The sequence below is a fragment of the Methylosinus sp. sav-2 genome (assembly GCF_004366495.1).
Taxonomy (GTDB): domain Bacteria; phylum Pseudomonadota; class Alphaproteobacteria; order Rhizobiales; family Beijerinckiaceae; genus Methylosinus.
Genome location: NZ_SOEJ01000008.1, coordinates 153321 through 172303 on the forward strand (window position 1 = coordinate 153321; position 18983 = coordinate 172303).

Sequence of the window (18983 nt, forward strand, 5' to 3'; positions counted from 1 at the left end):
GGAGCCGGATCGAAGCAAAGCATCCGCAGCGCCCGCCATGGGTGTTTTCGAGCGCTATCTGACCCTATGGGTCGCGCTCTGCATCATCGTCGGCATCGCGCTCGGCCAGGCGACGCCCGTCGTTTTCCACGCCATTGGAGAAGCGACGGTCGCGCAGGTGAATCTCCCGGTCGCGGCGCTGGTGTGGCTGATGATCATTCCCATGCTGCTGAAGATCGACCCCGCCGCGCTCGGCCGAGTGCGCGAGCATTGGCGCGGCATCGCCGTCACCGTCGGCATCAATTGGCTAGTGAAACCCTTCTCCATGGCGCTGCTCGGCTGGCTGTTCATCGCGCATCTGTTCCGGCCCTTTCTGCCGGCCGATCAGATCGACGCCTATATCGCCGGCCTCATTCTGCTGGCGGCGGCGCCTTGCACGGCGATGGTGTTCGTGTGGTCCAACCTCGTCGAGGGCGAGCCGCATTTCACTTTGTCGCAAGTCGCGCTCAACGACACGATCATGATTGTCGCCTTTGCGCCGCTCGTCGCTCTGCTGCTCGGCCTGTCGTCCATCACCGTGCCTTGGGGCACGCTGCTGCTGTCGGTCGCGCTCTATATCGTCGCGCCGGTCATCGCATCGCAGCTCTGGCGGCGCGCGCTGTTGGCGAAGGGCGGCGCGGCGGTGTTGGCAGCGACGCTGCGCGTGCTCGGCCCGCTCTCGCTCGTCGCGCTGCTGCTGACGCTCGTCATTCTGTTCGGCCTGCAGGGCGAGGAGATCATGCGTCAGCCATTGGTCATCGCGCTCTTGGCGACGCCGATCTTGATCCAGGTCTATTTCAACGCCGGCCTCGCCTATTTGCTCAATCGCCGCCTCGGCGTCGAATGGTGTGTCGCCGGCCCTTCGGCGCTGATCGGAGCCAGCAATTTCTTCGAGCTGGCAGTCGCGACGGCGATCGCTTTGTTCGGTTTCCAATCGGGCGCGGCGCTCGCGACCGTCGTCGGCGTGCTGGTGGAAGTGCCGGTCATGCTCTCCGTCGTCCATATCGTCCGCCGCTCGCGGACATGGTACGAGAACGCCGGCGTGTCCTCGCGCGCGTGAGCGACGCATAGCGAGATCAGGGAAATCGGATGAACGAATTAGAAGCAGCAAAGGCGAAAGCCGCCGCCGCCTACAATGCCGCCGCCGACTATTTCGACCACCCCGTGAGCTCGTTTTGGCATCGCTTCGGACGAGAGACCGTCGCTCGTCTCGATCTTCGGCCCGGCGCATGTGTGCTCGACGTCTGCTCGGGCAGCGGCGGATCGGCCTTACCGGCCGCCGAGCGCGTCGGACCGAAGGGCAGAGTGATCGCCGTCGATCTCGCCGAACGCTTGATCGCATTGGCCGCGTCGAAAGCGCAGAGCAAGGGCCTCGACACTATCGAGTTCCGCGTCGCCGACATGCTCGCCCTCGGCTATCCGGACGACGCATTCGATGCGGTAATTTGCGTGTTCGGCGTCTTTTTCGTGCCCGACATGACCGGGGCGGTCCGGGAACTGTGGCGCATGGTGCGTCCGGGCGGTCGGCTCGCCATCACGACTTGGGGACCCGATCTGTTCGAACCCGCGAACAGCGCCTTCTGGAACGCGATACGGCAGGAGCGCCCCGATCTCTTTCGGGGCTTCAATCCCTGGGACCGTATTTCCCAACCGGCGGGTCTGCACGAAATGCTGGCCGCCGCAGGCGTGAGCGACGTCGACATAGCGGCTGAAGCTGGCCGTCACCCCTTACAGTCGCCCGATGATTGGTGGGCGATCGCGATGGGCAGCGGCTATCGCGGGACACTCGCGCAACTCGATCCCGAGACCTTTTCGCGTGTCAGAGAGACAAATTTGTCTCTCCTGCGCGCGAGCGGTGCGACTTCGATCGAGACGAATGTCCTTTACGCCGTCGCCACCAAGAAATTGTCTCCCGAGTGACGCTCGCGTCCAAGGAGTGCGGTCCGTCGACTGTTTTGGGCGACGGCTGCATTAGGTTATGCAGTTCTTGCGGGCGCAAGAGCCCGGCCGGAGAGACAGGTCGTGCCCGCTGCGGCGCCTTTGCCGGTTCCTCATCCTCGGGCGTTACTCGGGTTCACGTCCTGGAGCGATTCTGACCGCCGCATGGGATCGGTGGACCATCAAGGCCACCGAATTCAATTTCGAAGCTTATCCATTTGATTTCATTGGTGGGCCGGGTAGGACTCGAACCTACAACCAGACCGTTATGAGCGGCCGGCTCTAACCATTGAGCTACCGGCCCAGCCGCCGTTTCGGCCGGGAATAGTGTTCCTATAGCGGATTCGCGCCGCGCCGCAACGTCCGATCGAAAATTGGGCGCCGGCTGAATTTCGCGCGACCAAATCCCTTGCGATGCGCTAAGTTGCGCCGCCCGCCCTCCGGACGCGCCAGGCGTCGGAGCCGGGCCAGAGCTATCGGAGCGGCGATGACCTATTGTTGTGGCATTCTCGTGCGCGGCGGCCTCGTCATGATCGCCGACACCCGCACCAATGCGGGGCTCGACAATATCTCCACATTTCGCAAGCTCCATGTCTTCGAGCAGCCGGGCGAGCGCGTCATGATGCTCGCAACTGCCGGAAATCTCTCCGTCACTCAGGGCGCGGTCACTCTGCTCGCGGAGGGGCTCGAAAATCCCGAGACTCATGAGATCGAGCGCCTCGTCGACGCGCGCGGGATGCTGCAGGCGGCGCAGCTCGTCGGCCGCGCCGTTCGGCGCTCGCACGCCATCGCGGGGGAGGGGGCGGAGGATTCGGGGGTCAGCTTCGATGTCTCGCTGCTGTTCGGCGGGCAGATCGGCAACGGCCAGCTGCGGCTGTTCATGGTCTATACGGCCGGCAATTTCATCGAATGCACGCAGGACACGCCCTATCTGCAGATCGGCGAGCACAAATATGGCAAGCCCATCCTCGACCGCGCGGTCTCCTTCGACACCGATGTGCTCGATGCGCTCAAGATCGGGCTCATCTCCATGGATTCGACGATTCGCTCCAATCTTTCCGTCGGCCTGCCGGTCGATATCGCTCTGCTGCGCCGTGACGCGCTGCGCACCGACGTCTCGACGCGCATAGACGGTTCTGATCCCTATTTCCGGGATTTGCGGGAGAGCTGGTCGCGGGCGCTGCGGGCCGCGCATATCGCCATTCCGGCGCCGCCCTATGGCGGGGCGCGATGACGCTGAGCGAGGACGGCGCGGCGCGGCGCGCGCCGGCCGGGGAGGAGGCGATCGAACGAGGCGCGCGCATTTTGCGCGAGGGCGGGCTCGTCGCCTTCCCCACTGAGACGGTCTATGGGCTCGGGGCGGATGCGACCTCGCCCGCGGCGGTGGCGAAAATCTACGCCGCCAAGGGACGGCCGAGCTTCAATCCGCTCATCGCCCATGTCGCCGATATCGATTCGGCGCTGCGGGAGGCGGAGCTGCCGCCGGCGGCGCTGCGGCTCGCCGAGGCTTTTTGGCCCGGGCCGCTGACTTTGGTGGCGCCGCGGGCGGCAGGCGGCTCAGTCTGCGAGCTCGCGCGCGCCGGCCTCGAGAGCGTGGCGCTGCGGGCGCCGTCGGCGCTGGTCGCGCGGGCGCTGATTTTGGCTGCGGGGCGGCCGATCGCGGCGCCTTCGGCCAATCGCTCCGGCCATGTCAGCCCGGTGACGGCGGAGCATGTGCTGGAGGATCTCGGCGCGAGGGTCGATCTCGTCATCGATGGCGGGCGGGCGGACAAAGGCGTTGAATCGACGATCGTCGCCTTTCTCGGCGCGCGGCCGCGGCTGCTGCGGCCGGGCGCATTGGCGCGAGAGGCGCTGGAGGAGCTTTTGGGCGCGCCGCTGGAGGGCGAGGGCGGAGGGGCGGCGATCGTCGCGCCGGGGATGACCGCCTCCCATTATGCGCCATCGGCGCGGCTGCGGCTCGAGGCCAAGGATCTGCTCGCGGGCGAGGCCGGGCTCGACTTCGGCGGCCGTCTCGCCGAACGCGGAGGGGTGGGGCTCCTGCTGGATTTATCGCCCTCCGCCGATCTCGAGGAGGCGGCGGCCAATCTCTTCCTCTATTTGCGCGAGCTGGACGCCCGCGGCGCAACGGCCGTGGCCGTCGCGCCGATTCCGGCGCATGGGCTCGGCGAGGCGATCAATGATCGGCTGCGGCGGGCCGCGGCGCCGAAGTAATCAGGGGCACTAATCATGCCGCGAGGGCGGCTGCGCCGTCTCCGAGGCGGAAATCCATCGTCGCCGGCTCCGGCAGGCTGCGCCAGGGCGCGCATTCATAGCCGCGCGCGGCGAGACCATCCGCGTGGGTGGAGCTCATCTCGACCACGAGGCGCGTCGTGTGATTGAGCACGGGCGGAATGGCCCAGGCGAAGGGCGCGGCGTTGGCCGATGTCTCGCGCATCAGCGCGCGGCGGGCCTCATTATTCTCCGGCCCCATGCGCCCGCGCCAGCCAGCGCGCGGCTGCTGCCAATCATTGGCGACGATGACGGGACCGCGCAGCACATGGGCCTCGCGCTCCGTCCGCTCGATCAGCGCGATCTCATGCGGAGCCGTTCCCGTCAGCGTGAACAGCACGGGCCGCGCCAGCGGCTCGCGCGCGAGCAGAGCGACCGCCTCTTCGAATGTCGCGCAAGTCTCGAAAGCGTAGCGCAGCAGATGATCCGGCGGCCAGCCGGTCTCGTATTTCAGCGCATTGGCGAGATTGAGCGCGAAATCATAAGGGAAGGCGGCGACGCCTTCGATGCGGCGGCGCATCGGCGCCTGATTGATCACAGCCGAGAAGCGTCCGGGCGCCATGGCCGTCAGCACGCCGATCGCCCCCGGCCAGGTCACATTGTAGAAGCCGCCCGCTGGGCCGGCGGCCCAGGCGATCTCGACGCCGCGGCCGAGGCCGCGAAACGGCCAGTCGAGCGAGCGCCGAATCGTCGGAGCGCCGTCGGGCGCGACAAAGGCCTGGGTGGTGCAGGCGAAGAGATAGGACATGTTGAGCGTCGCCGCGCCGTGAAATCCCAATATTTCTGCGATGCGCTCCAAATCCTCGAAATAGCGGGAGTCGGATTTCTGCAGCCAGGATCGCGCCAGCCGATCGAGCGGCGCGAGGCAGACGTGACCCCAGCGCGGCATGGGCGCGAGACAGGCGTCGCGCAGCGCCTCGGCCGCCGCGATACGCGCCGCCGCATGGGCGATGGGACCGCCATCTCGCACATCCAGAAAAGGAATTTGCCGCACCAAGGCTCCTCCGCCATGTCATCCGAACGAGATAAATCACACATGTAACTGTCATAATACAGTCAGAAAGCAACCAGACGTATATCTCTGCCGAGACAAGGCTGGGTGATTCGCATGAGAGCCTCCGATCCAATCGGAGCGGAGAGGGCTCTAGAGTCTCAGTTTTGGAGTGAGTTCTGATCGATCGAGCGATATCGTTCGATCGGAAAGCGCTCTAATCTCGCGCCGGCGAAAATCGTTGCGCTGCAGAGCGCGCGCATTCGCTGCGGATCGGCTAAAGAAAACAGCGAGGCGGAGACCGCGAGCGTCGCCGTCGTCCCGGGAGGAGATCGAATGTCCCGTCCGCGCGTTCTCGAAGCGATGGCGGCGCTGCAGGATCGCGCGCGGGCGTTGCGCGCGTCGCGCACGCTGGATCTATTCGCCGCCGATGCCGATCGTTTCGCGAAATTCTCGGTGGCGCTGGATGATTTCCTGCTGGATTTCTCCAAGCATCGGATCGACGGCGAGACCATGCGTCTGCTCGTCGATCTCTCCCGCGCCGCCGATCTCGAGGGAGCGCGCGCGTCGCTGTTCGCCGGCGAGCCCGTCAATCTCACCGAGGGCCGCGCCGCCGCGCATTGGGCGCTGCGCGATCTCTCGGATCGCCCTCTCATCGTCGGCGGCGAGAATGTGCGCGGCGTGGTCGAGGCGGAGCGCGGGAAGGTCTACGCCTTTGCGCGCGCGCTGCGGTCGGGCGAATTGCGCGGCGCCGGCGGCGCGCCTTTCACCGATATCGTCAATATCGGCATCGGCGGCTCCGATCTCGGCCCGGCCATGGCCGCGCGCGCGCTCGCGCCTTTCGGCAAAGGCGGCCCGCGCGCGCATTTCGTCTCCAATGTCGACGGCGCCGATATGGCGGACACGCTCGCGGGTCTCGATGCGGCGCGCACGCTGTTCATCGTCTCCTCCAAGACATTCACGACACAAGAGACCATGGCCAATGCCGCTCTGGCGCGCGCTTTCATCGTGGAGCGATTGGGCGAGGCGGCGGTGGCCGCGCATTTCGCCGCCGTGTCGACGCGGCTCGACAAGGTCGCGGAGTTCGGCGTCGATCCTTCGCGCGTCTTCGGCTTTTGGGATTGGGTCGGCGGCCGCTATTCCATCTGGTCGGCCATCGGCCTCTCGCTCGTCATCGCCATAGGCCCGGAGAATTTCACGGAATTTCTGCGCGGCGGCTTCGACATGGACGAGCATTTTCGCAGCGCGCCGCTCGATCGCAATATTCCGGCGCTGATGGGGCTGATCGGCGTGTTTCATCGCGACGTCGAGGGCAGGGCGGCGCAGGCGATCATTCCCTATGACCAGCGCCTCGCGCGTTTTCCCGCCTATCTGCAGCAGCTCGACATGGAGTCGAACGGCAAATCGGTGGCGCGCGACGGGGGCGTCGTGGAATTCGCGACCGGGCCGATCGTGTTCGGCGAGCCGGGGACCAATGGCCAGCACGCTTTTTTCCAGCTGCTGCATCAGGGAACCGACGTCACGCCGATCGATTTCCTCATCGCCGCCGAGCCGATCGCCGCCGATGCGCATCATCACGCGCTGCTCTTTTCCAATTGCCTCGCGCAGAGCGAGGCCTTCATGCGCGGGCGCACGCTCGCCGAGGCGAAAGCGCAGCTCGCCGCCGCAGGGCTAGACGCCGCGCGCGTCGAAGCGCTGGCGCCGCACAAGGTCTTCACCGGCGATCGGCCGAGCAGCGTGCTGCTCTATCGCCGGCTCGATCCGCGCACGCTGGGTCGCCTCGTTGCGCTCTATGAGCACAAGGTCTTCGTGCAATCGGTGATCTGGGACATCAACCCCTTCGATCAATGGGGCGTCGAGCTCGGCAAGGAGCTGGCCAATCGTTTGGCGCCGATCGTGGAGAGCGAGACCGCGCCGCTCGCAGGGCTCGACGGCTCGACGGCGGGGCTCATCCGCTGGCGGCGAAGAGAAGCCTGACTGTCCGTCGCTGGCGGGAAGGAAGACGCCGTGCGTTGCGCGGCGCGCGCGATTGACGCGCGGCCCTGTGCGACGATAATATTTTTATCAATTCAATCCTAGTGGTTTGCAATTTTTCAAAGCTGGGCCGCTGCATGTCGATCCTGTCCGAAGATCAGATCGCAGAATATAGCGCCAAGGGATTTGTCGCCGTCCCCGGCTTTCTCTCCCGAGAAGAGATCGAGCGGCTGCGCCGCGATTTCGACGATGCCTCGCGCGTCAGCTTCCGCTTCTATGGCGTGAAGGACGTCACGCCCGATTGCGCGAAAGCGATGAAGCCGCGTCTGCTCGAGGTCTGCCGCGCCTTGGCGGCGGGCAGCGAGACGCGAGCGGATATGCTGAGCGGCGCGGTCTATTGGTCGTCGCGCAAGGCCAAGGCGGGCGTGACCGACGCATGGCATCAGGACCATGACAGCTGGTGGTTGTGGGGTGAGAACCATGTGGACTATCTTCACATGTTCATTCCCATCGCCAAGCCCGATCCAAACAAGACAGGGCTGACCTTGGCGGCGCTCGACCGTCTCGAGGCGGCGGCGCCCGAGGCGCATCGGCTGACGGTCGGACGAGGCGCCATGTCGCTGAAGCGCGCATCGGGCGCCACGATGGTTCTCGTTCGCGACACGGGGAAAAAGCACGCTTTCGATTTCGACGTCGAAGCGATCGCCGAAACGCCGCGACTCGCCGAGGGCGATCTGCTGCTGTTTCGCGGCGATGTCTTTCATCGCACGCAGGATCGCGAATGCGATCGTCTGGCCGTGTCCTTCCGCATGGCGCGCGGCGGAACGCCGGTTCGGCGCGAGCATCTGCTGAGCTGGGGCAGTCTCGAGAAATTCGTGCTGTCCATGACCAATCACGAAAAATATCGCTATGTGCTCGAGGCGCTGGATCGTCATGGCGACGGCTGTCCGCTCGGCGATGTGGCGTCGCATCTCGAGGCCGCTTACGATCGGCCGCCGCGCGTGAGCTTCGCCGCGCTCCTCGGCCAAAAGCTGCGCGCCGTAGCGTCGGGGCTGCTCGGCGCGCGCGGGACAGGCTTGGCGCGCGAGAGCTAGTCCAGTCTCTACGCTCGGCGCTCTACGGGCAGGAAAGGGCAGGCGATCACGCATTTGCGCGCGCAGGGGATAGCGGTCGTGCTCGTCACGACGGATGCGCTGATCGTGTCTTCGGACAATTCGACGTCGAACGGCGGCGGCGCCTCCATCGCCGTCGTGATCGTCAGCGCGCATGTGTCCATTGCGCGCGCCTTTACGAGTCGGCCAGAGGGGCGACGGACGAATATGCGCGAGGGATCATTCGGATCATAGCGCGCCTCGAGCCGCTTGCGCCCGGCGGCGAAATCATCGGCGATGGCGCGCGACCAATAGAGGCGGCCGTGCAGGCGCAGTCCGTCCTCGTCCAGCACGCCTTCGTCGTCCGGCAGCAGCGATAGGCGGAAGCTCACGCAATCGAGCGGCAGGCGCAGCAGATCGCCGCGCATATGCTTGCGCCACAGCGTCAGCGGCGCGCGACCGAGATCGCGATGCTTGCGGCAATGATAGACGCCGGCGATCTCTGCGCCGATCCAGCTGTCGAGCTCGCGCAGCGTGAGACGTTGCGCATGCGGCCCGACATAGAGGTCGCGCTCGCCGCGCTCCATGGGGCCGACATCGGTGATGAGCGGAACGCAGCCCAATCGGCTGCCGATCAGCTCCTGTATGTGCGCGCCATAGCGTGCGCTCGCCGGCTCGCTCCAGACCGTCTCTATGCCGATTTCACGACAGGCGCGCAGGAAGGCGCGGCGACCGAAGAAGCTGTTGGCGTCGACATGGATCGCCTCCGGCAATCCGGCGACCGGCCAATCGAAATCGACGCCGCGCTCGTTCAGCCAGCGCGTCTTGTCGCAGACGGAGTGGAGAATGGCGAGGCTCGCCGACAGCCGCGTCGGCGGCGTGAGCGCGAGGTGAAAGCCCGTCGCCATTCGTGTGAGCGCGTCTACGCCGAGCGTGATCCACGGCCGGCCGAGCTCGCGGCCGGAGTCTTCGTCGACGATCATCACGTCGACTTTCGCGTGATCGATCTGCACGGCCTCGAGCGGCCGTGTGGCCTCTGATCTCTTCCGCACCTTGCTCGCCGCCGCTTTTGTTCTACTCGGTCTCGCTACGCCGCCGCGCCCGCGTCTGAATGTCGATGTCGTGCACGCGCGCCTTGATCGTGCGCCAATTGGGCGCCGGCAGCCGCTCCTTCAAGCAGCGCTTGGCGATCTCGCGCACCAGCTGGCTGAACTTGGGCCGCGATGGCTGCAGATAGAAGGTCTCGATCGTGTCGCGAATGAGCGTCTCGCGCGCCGAATCGAGCACGCGCGCGCCCTTGGGGCGGCCGACCGGACGCGTCATCGGCGCGGTGACGGCGCCGCAGCTGCGGAAGGTCTTGATCATGCGATAGGCGGTGGCGCGGCTGACGCCGAGATCGCTGGTCAGCTTGCGAATGACCTCCTGCGACAGGCGCTCGCCCTCACGCGTGAGAACCTCGCGAATGACCTCCTCGCGATGACGATTCTCATCCGGGCGCCGGCTGCGTCTCTCGCGTCCAATCGACGTCTCGAGCTTGCGTTCGGGCGCCGGGGCCAGGCGGGGATGGTCAGGATCGAGAACATTTCCGCTCATTTCCAGGCGTTCCTCGTGCAGACTGAACCTCCGCGTCGCACGCTCGTCGATCGTATCGCCGCGCGGCTCCGCGAGGTGGCATTTTTCTCATGATTTCAAAACCGAAGACAATGTTCGATTTTGCACAGTCCACGCGCGCCTGTGGAGCCGAACTGCGGCTCTCGCGCGAGCGCGCCCGCGTCCGCGCCGGGGCGCAGGCGCGAAAACCCTAGTAAACCATGTGTTTCGATGATGTTTCACGGAATTGGAATAGTTCAAAATAGCAAGAATGACGGCCGAGAATCGAATAGAGCCAGTCTTGCTACATAATGTCGCAGCGTAGACTCTCGCCAATTCAGTGGAGTGCGTATCCGTACGTAGTCGATTTCACGAGGAGCGCCGAGAGGGCCGCCGCACGCCGCGCTTCGATCGCGCGAATCGGCTCTACCGAGCGCTCGGCCCGCCGAACGGCCGGAAGCGAAACATCTCCCATTTGTAAGGACCGTCGCGATCGCAGGCGACCGAGCTCGCCGGATTGGCGGAGAGATATTTGGCGTTGTGGCGAATGGCGAATTCGTCGTCCTCATTGTGAAGGAACTCGAAGGTCATGCCCTCCCGCCGCCCTTTGCTCGCGAAGGCGAGCGATCCATCCTCCGCCACGGACAGTGGAAACCTCGTTCCGCCGATGGTCGCGAGCAGCGTGACCTCGGCGCCGTGGAATTCGGCCTCGACCAGAAATTCCCACGGCGCGAGCGGCCCGGCCTTGTGAATCGCTCTGTTCTCGGAGACGTCATAGACCAACGACGAGTCATGAGTCGTCGCAATGGCGACGCGCGCGCCGGTCACGCTGGTGAGAAAAGCGCCGATCAGCAGCTGTTCCGCAGGGCCGGGGATCAGCGACGCATGTTCCTCATAGAAGGCGATCGCGCGCGGCGCGCCGGCCGTCTCCGCGATATGGCTGATGAGCTGCGGGAAATAGCGCCAATTCTCGCGCAGCAGCTCGCGATTGTCGGAGCCGGCGAGATAGGAGGCGGCGAGGCGCGGGAAGCGGCGCATCGCATATTGCAGAATGCGGCTCTGCCAGCGCCAATGGCTCTTGCGAATCTGACGTGCGATTCTGCGCAGCTCCGCCATATCGCGCGTCAGCGCGCCGTCGATGAGCGCGCGCAGATTGGCGGCGCCGGCGAAAACAGTGGTCACATGGTGATCCACTCTCGGCACCTTGATGAAATGCGCGTCGGGGTAGTTCTCCACGATCTTTCGGCAGTGAAAATCGTCGATCGCATTATAGGAGTCGGCGAATATGAACACATCGCCGGCGACGTCCGCGGCGCGGATCGCCATGCCGCGCATGAAGGGGATGAAGTCCTGCTGCCAGCCGGGGTCTCTGCCGTCGCATTCCTCGCGATCGATCGACCATTGCGGACACATTGCGATGACATGTGTGGCGGCGAGAAGACGCGAGAATTTCACCGCGCCATAGCCGCCCATGGAGCCGCCATAGGCGACACGCGTCTCATAGTCCGCGATCGTCTCCAAAATGATCTGCGACGCTCTGCGGAGATTTTCGGACGGATACCAATTGGCGCGCTTGGCCATCACGCCGATCGCCGAAGTCCCCGATTTCCGCAAAGGCGTATCGGCGAAAAAACGATGATCCTTGGCCGGCGTGATCGCATCGCCGAAAGTGATCAAGACGATTTTCGAATCGGCGGGAGCCCAGATGACCCGTATCTCGTCGTCGTCATAGAGAATCGTCGTCGTCGTCAAAGTATGATCCATCCCGCCGCCCACGGTTTCGAGCCGCGGCGGATATAGACCAATTCGCTCGGCGCGGAAACCTCCCGCCGTTTCGGCGCAGGCGGATTTTTCCTGCCTGCGCCGACCTTTGCGTGCGGCGAGCGCGCAGCGCGCAGGATCAGAGATTGAGCGCTCTGTTCACCGTCGGAATGAAGATCGCGAATACGAAGACCGTGACGAGGATCCACAGCACGACCCATTTGAGTTCTTCGACCTTGTGCAGCATTCGAGCTTTCTCCTCCCGTTTTTTAAAATTGGTCCACGCCGCGTCTCGAAGGCGGCGCACGCTCTGTTTTTGAGCCAAGACGCCACGAGTCACAACAAGCATATGCAGGCGGCACAATGTCGCAGTACTTAATAATACGGGATAATCTCATATTTTGTAATTCGTATCATTCAAAAGTGCAGCGTAAAAAGTGACATTATCCGCGAGTGTCTCATTTTGTATAATATGCAAATATCATATTATCGCACGATATAAGTATTAACTGCAGTATATGCAGCATAATGTCGCATATGTATTCTTTATGATCAATTGACAGGCGCCGAGCGCGGCATGATAGGCTCCGACATGCAAAGAGCTTTCGGGCTCTACTGCAAAGAGGCGCGGCGCCGAAATAGTTCCGGCGTCCGCCGCATGCGCCGAACGTCGCGCGCGGCGTCGCGAGGCTGCTGGGATGGCCTTCGCGGCGACCGCGGTACGGGGAGACGAAACGTCATTCGGAACGGCGGGAGACCGTTTTCGAACCGATGACTTCTAAAGAGGAGGAACCCGACAATGAGTCTGACAACGGAGAAAGCGGCCGGATCCGTCCGAGCCGCGGAGAGCGACACCATCGTCAATTACTGGCCTGCATATTGGACGATGATCTGTCTCTTCGTGTTCTATGTGACGATCCGCATCTATGAGCAGTATTTCGGCTGGAAAGCGGGTCTCGATTCTTTCGCGCCCGAGTTTCAGACCTATTGGCTGAATCTCATGTGGACGGAGCTGCCGCTCGAATTCATCGCCTTCTGCGGCATCGGCGGCTATCTCTGGAAAACGCGCGACCGCAATATCGACGCTGTCACGCCGCGCGAGGAGATGCGCCGTCTGCTGACGCTGATCGGCTGGCTCGCGATCTACGCTTTCACCGTCTATTGGGGCGCTTCCTACTTCACCGAGCAGGACGGCACCTGGCATCAGACGGTCATTCGCGACACCGACTTCACGCCGAGCCATATTCTGGAGTTCTACCTCAGCTATCCGATCTACATCATCGCTGGCTGGGGCGCCTTTATGTATGCGCGCACGCGCATTCCGCAATTCGCGAACAAGATCTCGCTGCCCTTCCTGCTGTTCTTTGCCGGTCCGTTCATGATCTTCCCGAACATTGGCCTGAACGAGTGGGGTCACACCTTCTGGTTCATGGAAGAGCTGTTCACGGCGCCGCTGCATTGGGGCTTCGTGTTCTTCGGCTGGTTCGCGCTCGCCGTCTTCGGCACCGCCTGCCAAGTGCTCGATCGCGTGATCGAGCTCTCCAAGGAATATGAGAAGGACGCGCTCTCTCTCTGATCCTTCGCGCTCTCGCGCATTCTCCTCCTCGGCAAAGCGACCGCGTTTCGCGCGCGGTCGCGGCGGAGGCGGAGCAAGCAAAAGAAATATCCGGCGCAGATGCGCCGGGGAGGCGACAATCTCAAGGAGCAAGAACGAAATGTCCATTTCCACAGAGGCCGGCGCTCCAGCCGGCAAGGCATGGAAATCGAAGGAGGAGTTTCTCGGCTGCGTGATGCTGACCGATTGGATTCTCCTCGTCGTGCTATTCGCCGTGGTGCTCGGATCCTTCCACATCCACTATATGCTGCTCGCCGGCGACTGGGACTTCTGGATCGACTTCAAGGACCGCCGCATGTGGCCGACGGTGGCGCCCATCGTCGCAATGTGCTTCGCCGCCGCGGTGCAATCCTTCCTGTGGCAGAAGTTCCGTCTGCCGATCGGCGCCACGGTCGCGTGCCTCGCGCTGCTCACCGGCGAATGGATCAATCGCTACGACAATTTCTGGGGCTGGACCTTCTTCCCGATCAATCTGGTCTTCCCGTCGGCGCTGATCCCCATGGGCTTCTGGCTCGATGTGGTGCTGATGATGTCGGGCAGCTGGCTGGTGACGGCGCTGGTCGGCTCCATGGGCTGGGGCCTCTTGTTCTATCCGATCAACTGGCCGGTGCTGGCGCAATATCACCAGTCCGCCGAGATCGACGGCGTGCTGCTGACGCTCGCCGATCTCATCGGCTTCAACTATGTCCGCACGGGCACGCCGGAATATATCCGCATGGTCGAGCGCGGCACGCTGCGCACCTTCGGCAAGGACGTCGTTCCGGTCGCGGCCTTCTTCTCCTCCTTCATTTCCATGCTGATCTACTTCCTGTGGTGGAAGATCGGCACCTGGTTCACGAACACCAAATACATCGAGGTCGACGATATCTGATCCGCAAATATTCGCGAGCGCGAGGCGGACCTGCGGCCCGCTTCGCCGAGATATCGCAAGAAATCCAAGACGTCGCAGAAGATTCAAGAGGCTCGTCGCAAATGACGGCGCGGCCGAGAAAACAAGGATAAGGGAGACCGATCGAAATGATGAACAAGCTCCTCGCGACACTGGCGGGATGCGTGAGGCCGGGGGCGCTGCGCGCCTTGGCCTTCGGCCTCGCCGCGGCGATCGCCGCCACCACTCTGCCGGCGGCGACGCCCGCATCGGCGCATGGCGAACGCTCGCAGCAGGCCTTTCTGCGCATGCGCACGCTCAACTGGTACGATGTGAAATGGTCGAAGACCGAGGTCAACGTCAACGAAGAGATGGTGCTCTCGGGCAAGGTGCATGTGTTCTCCGGCTGGCCGCAGGCCGTCGCCAAGCCGGATGTCGCCTTTCTGAACGTCGGCGAGCCCGGCCCGGTGCTCATTCGCAAGGGCGCTTATGTCGGCGACGTGCCGGCGCCGCGCTCCTTCTCTCTGCAGGTCGGCAAGGACTATGAGTATAAGCTCGTGCTCAAAGCCCGTCGGCAGGGGCGTTTCCACGTCCATGTGCAGATGAACGTCGAAGGCGGCGGACCCATCGTCGGCCCCGGCGAGTGGATCACCATCAAGGGCGACATGGCGAATTTCACCAATCCGGTGACTTTGCTCGACGGCTCGACCATCGATCTCGAGACCTATGGCATCACCTGGACCTACATCTATCATTTCGCCTGGATGGCGGCCGCGGCGGTCTGGATCCTCTACTGGTTCATGACCAAGGGCCTCATCGTGCGCTATTGGTGGGTGAAGGCCGGCAAGGCCAATGAGCTCATCACCGTGCGCGAGAAGCGCATCGGCGGCCTGTGGCTGGCGGCCACCTTGCTGGCGGTTCTGTTCGGCTACGCCTGGGCCAATAGCGCCTTCCCGCGCACTCTGCCGATGCAGGCGGGCCTGCTCAAGGGCATCGATCCGATCGCTCTGCCGGCGGCCACTGTGACCGCGCAGTTCAAGGGCGGCTCCTACACTGTGCCGGGCCGCGAGCTGTCGGTGAAGCTGCGCATCACCAATAGCGGAACCGAGCCGGTGAAGATCGGCGAGTTCACCACCGCGGGCCTGCGTTTCCTCAACCCCTCGGTGTTCACCACGCGGCCGCAGTTCCCCGAATATCTGCTCGCCGATCGCGGCCTCGCCGTCAGCGACGAGACGCCGATCGCGCCCGGCGAGACGCGCGACGTCACGATCATCGTTCAGGACGCCCGCTTCGACATCGAGCGCCTGTCGGACCTCGCCTATGACACCGACAGCCAGTTCGGCGGCCTGCTGTTCTTCTTCAGCCCGTCGGGCAATCGCGTCGGCGTCGAGATCGGCGGCCCGGTGATCCCGCGCTTCGCGGCCGGAGCCACGCTCTGAGCGCAATAGAGCTTCACGCGGTTCTCTTCACTCTTCTCCGCGTGTTGGTGTGAAACTTCCTCCCCCGCCCGGTTCGTCCGGGCGGGCCTTTTTTTTGCCCGCCGCTCCAGGGCGATGGGGTGAAGGTTTCCTCATCCTGAGGAGCCGCGAAGCGGCGTCTCGAAGGACGAGGGAACCTTCATGCGCTGCCGTCTGGAGCTCCCCCTCGTGCTTCGAGACGCCCGCTTTGCGGGCTCCTCAGCATGAGGGGGAGGGGCGCCTCGTATCGGGGCATGGGGCTTGCGTGCGGAGAGCGCATCCCGGCCTCCGCCGGGCGAGCGAGCAGGGGTGCGATGTACGAGCACGAGCAGGCCGGGGACGTCCGCGCCGTTCCGGCGCAAATGTTGGAGCGCGGCTTTCGGCTTCTCGTGCTCCGAGAGTTTCGCGCGACCGATCAGCCGCCGGCTCTGGCTTTGATTCAGCAGAGTATTTTGCGCGACGTGCATCGCGTTCATCGCCATGGCGTCTCTTTCGGCTGCACCTTTCTGCCCGAGATCATGCAATGGCTGATCGATCTGCTCGGCCGTCCCTCGCTGCATCCGCCGGATTATCCGGCGAGTCCCGCCTATCGCAACCCGGCCTGGCCGTCCTTTCATTGGCGCCCGGAGAGCCGGCTGTGGGAGGAGGGCGTCGAGACAGTGGAGTGGCATGTCGATGTGATCTTCGCCGATTCCGCGTCTTTCGACGCTTTCGCGGCGCGCTGGCGCGACCGTCTGACCCAAGGCGGCCCGACCGAAGCCGGCGCGCCGAGCGACGCCGGAGAAGGGTCGAAGGCCGGGCTCTGACGAGCGCCCTCGGCTTTCGGACGCGGGCGCAGGCTGCTAGGAACAAATTCAGCCCGCGCGGGCGCGCCCCGGCGCCTCGCGGCGGCGGGGAGGGAAGGGCGGTTCGGGACGCTCCGGCCCCTTCGGCCGGTGCGCGAGGAAATCATCCGGGGCCGGAGCGTCCCGAAACGCGGTTGTCGTTCTCGTCGACATCCTGAGGCTTGGTCGAACCCGCGAATCCTGGGATTTCTCGATCAAGACGCGATCGAGTCCGACGGCCTTGGATCACGGAGCGGTTCTTTTTTCTCCCTATGGACGGGAGAAGAACGCCGTCCGGCGACGCGCTGCCTGTCCATGGATGGGGGTCGCCATCCCGGATGGAGCCGCCCCCCGCCCGCGCTCCCTGACCCGAGAAACGCGCCCTTAATGGGCGGAGGTGGGACGGATATAGGAATATTTTCAGGATGTGTCAAGGGGCGCTGTTCCGGTGGGCGGGGTTTCGGTTATGAGTTATAGTGAGTATTCGCGGAAGCTGGGCGACTTTGGACCGAAGCGACGCTCGACTTTTGCGCGTATCTTTTGCATGATCCAACCCATTGAAAATTTGGGTGTGCGGCGACCGTGCAAAAGTCTTGATTTGTGCATTTCGCAGAACATCTGCATAATGGCCTCCACTCGGTTGCGCGCTTGACGACGCATGTTGAAGGCTATAACTTTTCAGCTTGAAACAGGCCTGATGGAGGCTTTTCAAAGTCTATTTTCTGGACAAACGGCGAAATCCGAGGAATAGATGACGGATCATACGAAGAACCTCTCCGACCAGCAAATCATCGGCCTCGTCACGGGAGCCGCCATTGCGGCGACAGTCCCCGTTTGCGCTCTGATGAAAGCCCTTATTTAAAATAAGGCGGTCGACAAAAAGCTCCTCAAGGCTTGCCTCGAAGAAGAAACGAAGCTTGATGAGTTTCCTGCGCACCTGAAGGCGATGCTTCAACCAATTTGGGAGCCCCTGATTCAATGCTGCGGAGATTCAGGTGAATCAGATGAATAGTATTGAATCGAAAACTGGCTCAGAGTTCGATGCTATTTGGGCGGTACGGGCAAGTGCGGAACTTCTGGCGTTAAATAGAATAATTTCGCTTGCTATCATTCCAGTTTGTTTTATAGGCTTTTTAAACATCCAAGATTTGATGAGCGGTAGAGTGCCTCCGGTCGGGCCGAGTGCGGTTGTTGTTGTGGGATTTTTTGTCGTATACGCGCTTAGCGTTCGGATTCTTGGCAGAAGAACTGTATATGTCGGTAGTCAGCGCGGAATATGCGTTTGCTATTGTAAGATATTAGGCGAAAATCATATGGTGGCGAAATACACTAGTGATTTTACCGAATATAGCAGAATTAAAAAAGTCAAGCTTCTGAATGTGCTCGGCAAAAATATAATAGTATTTGAGCAAGATCATGATTCGAAGCCTGTCCGGCTGTCGGCTGATGGTGCGCCGTTTGGATCTGTCAGGCAGTATCGCAATCTAACGATTGCACTCAACTCCGCAGGTATTTGGTCTGGATCTTCGAAATCAGCCGAAAGCGCGGAAGAAAATTTAGTCTCCAGGTTCATTGAAAAAACTTCTGAAAACATTAGTATATTTAAGTTCGTATATTCTAGTGTTTGGATTAGCGGCGGCATATTTTGTGACGAGCAGGCGACGAAATTTGTTATCGCGCGTATTTTGCGTTCTGACAGCCGTCGGTATGGTCAGTAAATCTTTAGCTAAAGACGAACCGTGATGCGGAGGCTTAATTATGGCAAATTGGGCGGAAGTTGCGGGTCTTGGTGGGCGTGGGACAACGGCAGGCGCGGGAAAGTCCGCGTCAACGAAAGAGTTTCATGATGGAAAACTCTCGGTTCGCTCCACGGTCCCCGTCGCACGATCGGCCAACGCTTTTGATCGGCCAAGGCGACGGGATTCTTTCATGCGGGCTCCGCATCGAACGCGAGAAGCCGAAACCCACGCCGTTCTTAAGCTCGGTTCTGCAAACGGCGTAGCGTTTAAATGCACACATGGAACTCGGAAGGCCCGCTTCTTGGTGGGCTTTCGAACGAACGGAAATCGTTGCACTCCTGCGTCGAACGTCGTCAGGGGGTCTCGCGCTGAAGACGCCCTCATCATGGCTCGAGAACTTTACCATCGGGAAAAGGATAGTTGTTGACACCCCGTTAACGACGATCAACAATAATTTGTCCCTCTAAAAGCACAGCCCTTCACCGGCAAATTTTTGCTGAAAGGAGGGTTCTGTGTCGCTCGATCACCAAACCGCCGAAGACATAACCTCGCTTTTGCAGGCTCTCGGGCCTGTTCTTGCCGGGGCCGCAGGTGTTATCGGGGCTATAGCCTATCTCATTCATGGGCGAACCACCGACAATCAAAAGAAAAACTAAGCTGAAAGGCCGAGCAGGGCGCGTCCCCCGCCGCAAAGGCGCGGGGGACACTCTCCGCGCTGATTGTCCTCGCGGCGCGCCTTACTCGTCCTCACGCCCGGCCATGACGCTGGAACGACGTCTGCCCCTCAGCCCGAATTCGGAACCCTAAGCCGGCGGCTCGCGACCTCCCGCGCTATCGCCCGCCCGCGGC

At 62.7% G+C, this 18983-nt stretch carries 15 protein-coding genes and 1 tRNA gene; 11 read left to right on the plus strand and 5 right to left on the minus strand.

Going from position 1 to position 18983, the window contains the following annotated elements; genetic code table 11:
- Positions 1-37: 37 nt before the first annotated feature.
- Positions 38-1078, plus strand: coding sequence for an ACR3 family arsenite efflux transporter (gene arsB, locus EDE12_RS14650; protein ID WP_026598211.1), 1041 nt, complete (start codon positions 38-40; stop codon positions 1076-1078).
- A gap of 29 nt (positions 1079-1107) precedes the next feature.
- Positions 1108-1938: a class I SAM-dependent methyltransferase gene (locus tag EDE12_RS14655; RefSeq protein ID WP_026598212.1), complete on the plus strand. Its 831-nt coding sequence runs from the start codon at positions 1108-1110 to the stop codon at positions 1936-1938.
- Positions 1939-2184: 246 nt separating this feature from the next.
- Here the strand turns inward: EDE12_RS14655 and EDE12_RS14660 are convergent.
- A tRNA-Ile gene (locus tag EDE12_RS14660) sits at positions 2185-2260 on the minus strand.
- Between the two features lie 183 nt (positions 2261-2443).
- Here EDE12_RS14660 and EDE12_RS14665 point away from each other — a divergent pair.
- Positions 2444-3190, plus strand: a complete 747-nt coding sequence (locus tag EDE12_RS14665) for a peptidase (RefSeq protein ID WP_024879503.1) — start codon at positions 2444-2446, stop codon at positions 3188-3190.
- Positions 3187-4167 (plus strand): L-threonylcarbamoyladenylate synthase, encoded by a 981-nt coding sequence (locus tag EDE12_RS14670; protein ID WP_026598213.1) that lies wholly within the window; start codon positions 3187-3189, stop codon positions 4165-4167. Before EDE12_RS14665 ends, EDE12_RS14670 begins: the two co-directional genes overlap by 4 nt.
- A gap of 13 nt (positions 4168-4180) precedes the next feature.
- On the opposite strand, the gene EDE12_RS14675 is transcribed toward EDE12_RS14670, so the two are convergent.
- A complete protein-coding gene (locus EDE12_RS14675; protein WP_024879505.1) occupies positions 4181-5218 on the minus strand; it encodes a hypothetical protein in 1038 nt (345 codons plus the stop codon).
- 333 nt (positions 5219-5551) lie between these two features.
- On the opposite strand from EDE12_RS14675, the gene pgi reads away from it, so the two are divergent.
- Together pgi and EDE12_RS14685 are read left to right on the plus strand one after the other, a co-directional pair.
- Positions 5552-7192, plus strand: a complete 1641-nt coding sequence (gene pgi, locus EDE12_RS14680) for a glucose-6-phosphate isomerase (protein WP_026598215.1) — start codon at positions 5552-5554, stop codon at positions 7190-7192.
- Positions 7193-7326: 134 nt separating this feature from the next.
- Positions 7327-8283 carry a hypothetical protein gene (locus EDE12_RS14685; RefSeq protein WP_134188139.1) on the plus strand — a complete coding sequence of 319 codons (957 nt, stop codon included), beginning with the start codon at positions 7327-7329 and terminating at the stop codon, positions 8281-8283.
- Between the two features lie 8 nt (positions 8284-8291).
- Here the strand turns inward: EDE12_RS14685 and EDE12_RS14690 are convergent, their stop codons facing one another.
- The 3 genes from EDE12_RS14690 to EDE12_RS14700 form a co-directional block, all read right to left on the minus strand.
- Positions 8292-9332 carry a Mu transposase C-terminal domain-containing protein gene (locus EDE12_RS14690; protein WP_036290327.1) on the minus strand — a complete coding sequence of 347 codons (1041 nt, stop codon included), beginning with the start codon at positions 9330-9332 and terminating at the stop codon, positions 8292-8294.
- A gap of 22 nt (positions 9333-9354) precedes the next feature.
- Positions 9355-9873, minus strand: a complete 519-nt coding sequence (locus EDE12_RS14695) for a transposase (RefSeq protein ID WP_083967314.1) — start codon at positions 9871-9873, stop codon at positions 9355-9357.
- Between the two features lie 423 nt (positions 9874-10296).
- On the minus strand, positions 10297-11634 hold the full coding sequence (locus EDE12_RS14700; RefSeq protein WP_026598218.1) for a hypothetical protein: 1338 nt from the start codon (positions 11632-11634) through the stop codon (positions 10297-10299).
- Positions 11635-12430: 796 nt separating this feature from the next.
- On the opposite strand from EDE12_RS14700, the gene amoC reads away from it, so the two are divergent.
- The 5 genes from amoC (at position 12431) to EDE12_RS14725 (ending at position 18113) form a co-directional block, all read left to right on the plus strand.
- Positions 12431-13207 (plus strand): bacterial ammonia monooxygenase, subunit AmoC, encoded by a 777-nt coding sequence (amoC, locus tag EDE12_RS14705; protein ID WP_024879510.1) that lies wholly within the window; start codon positions 12431-12433, stop codon positions 13205-13207.
- Between the two features lie 139 nt (positions 13208-13346).
- A complete protein-coding gene (gene amoA / locus EDE12_RS14710) occupies positions 13347-14117 on the plus strand; it encodes a bacterial ammonia monooxygenase, subunit AmoA (protein WP_024879511.1) in 771 nt (256 codons plus the stop codon).
- A 149-nt stretch (positions 14118-14266) separates the two neighbouring features.
- Positions 14267-15553, plus strand: a complete 1287-nt coding sequence (gene amoB, locus EDE12_RS14715) for a bacterial ammonia monooxygenase, subunit AmoB (RefSeq protein ID WP_051592383.1) — start codon at positions 14267-14269, stop codon at positions 15551-15553.
- Positions 15554-15885: 332 nt separating this feature from the next.
- Entirely contained in the window at positions 15886-16377 is a 492-nt protein-coding gene (locus tag EDE12_RS14720) for a hypothetical protein (protein ID WP_036290329.1), read from the plus strand.
- 1013 nt (positions 16378-17390) lie between these two features.
- On the plus strand, positions 17391-18113 hold the full coding sequence (locus tag EDE12_RS14725) for a hypothetical protein (protein WP_134188140.1): 723 nt from the start codon (positions 17391-17393) through the stop codon (positions 18111-18113).
- Positions 18114-18983: the final 870 nt, after the last annotated feature.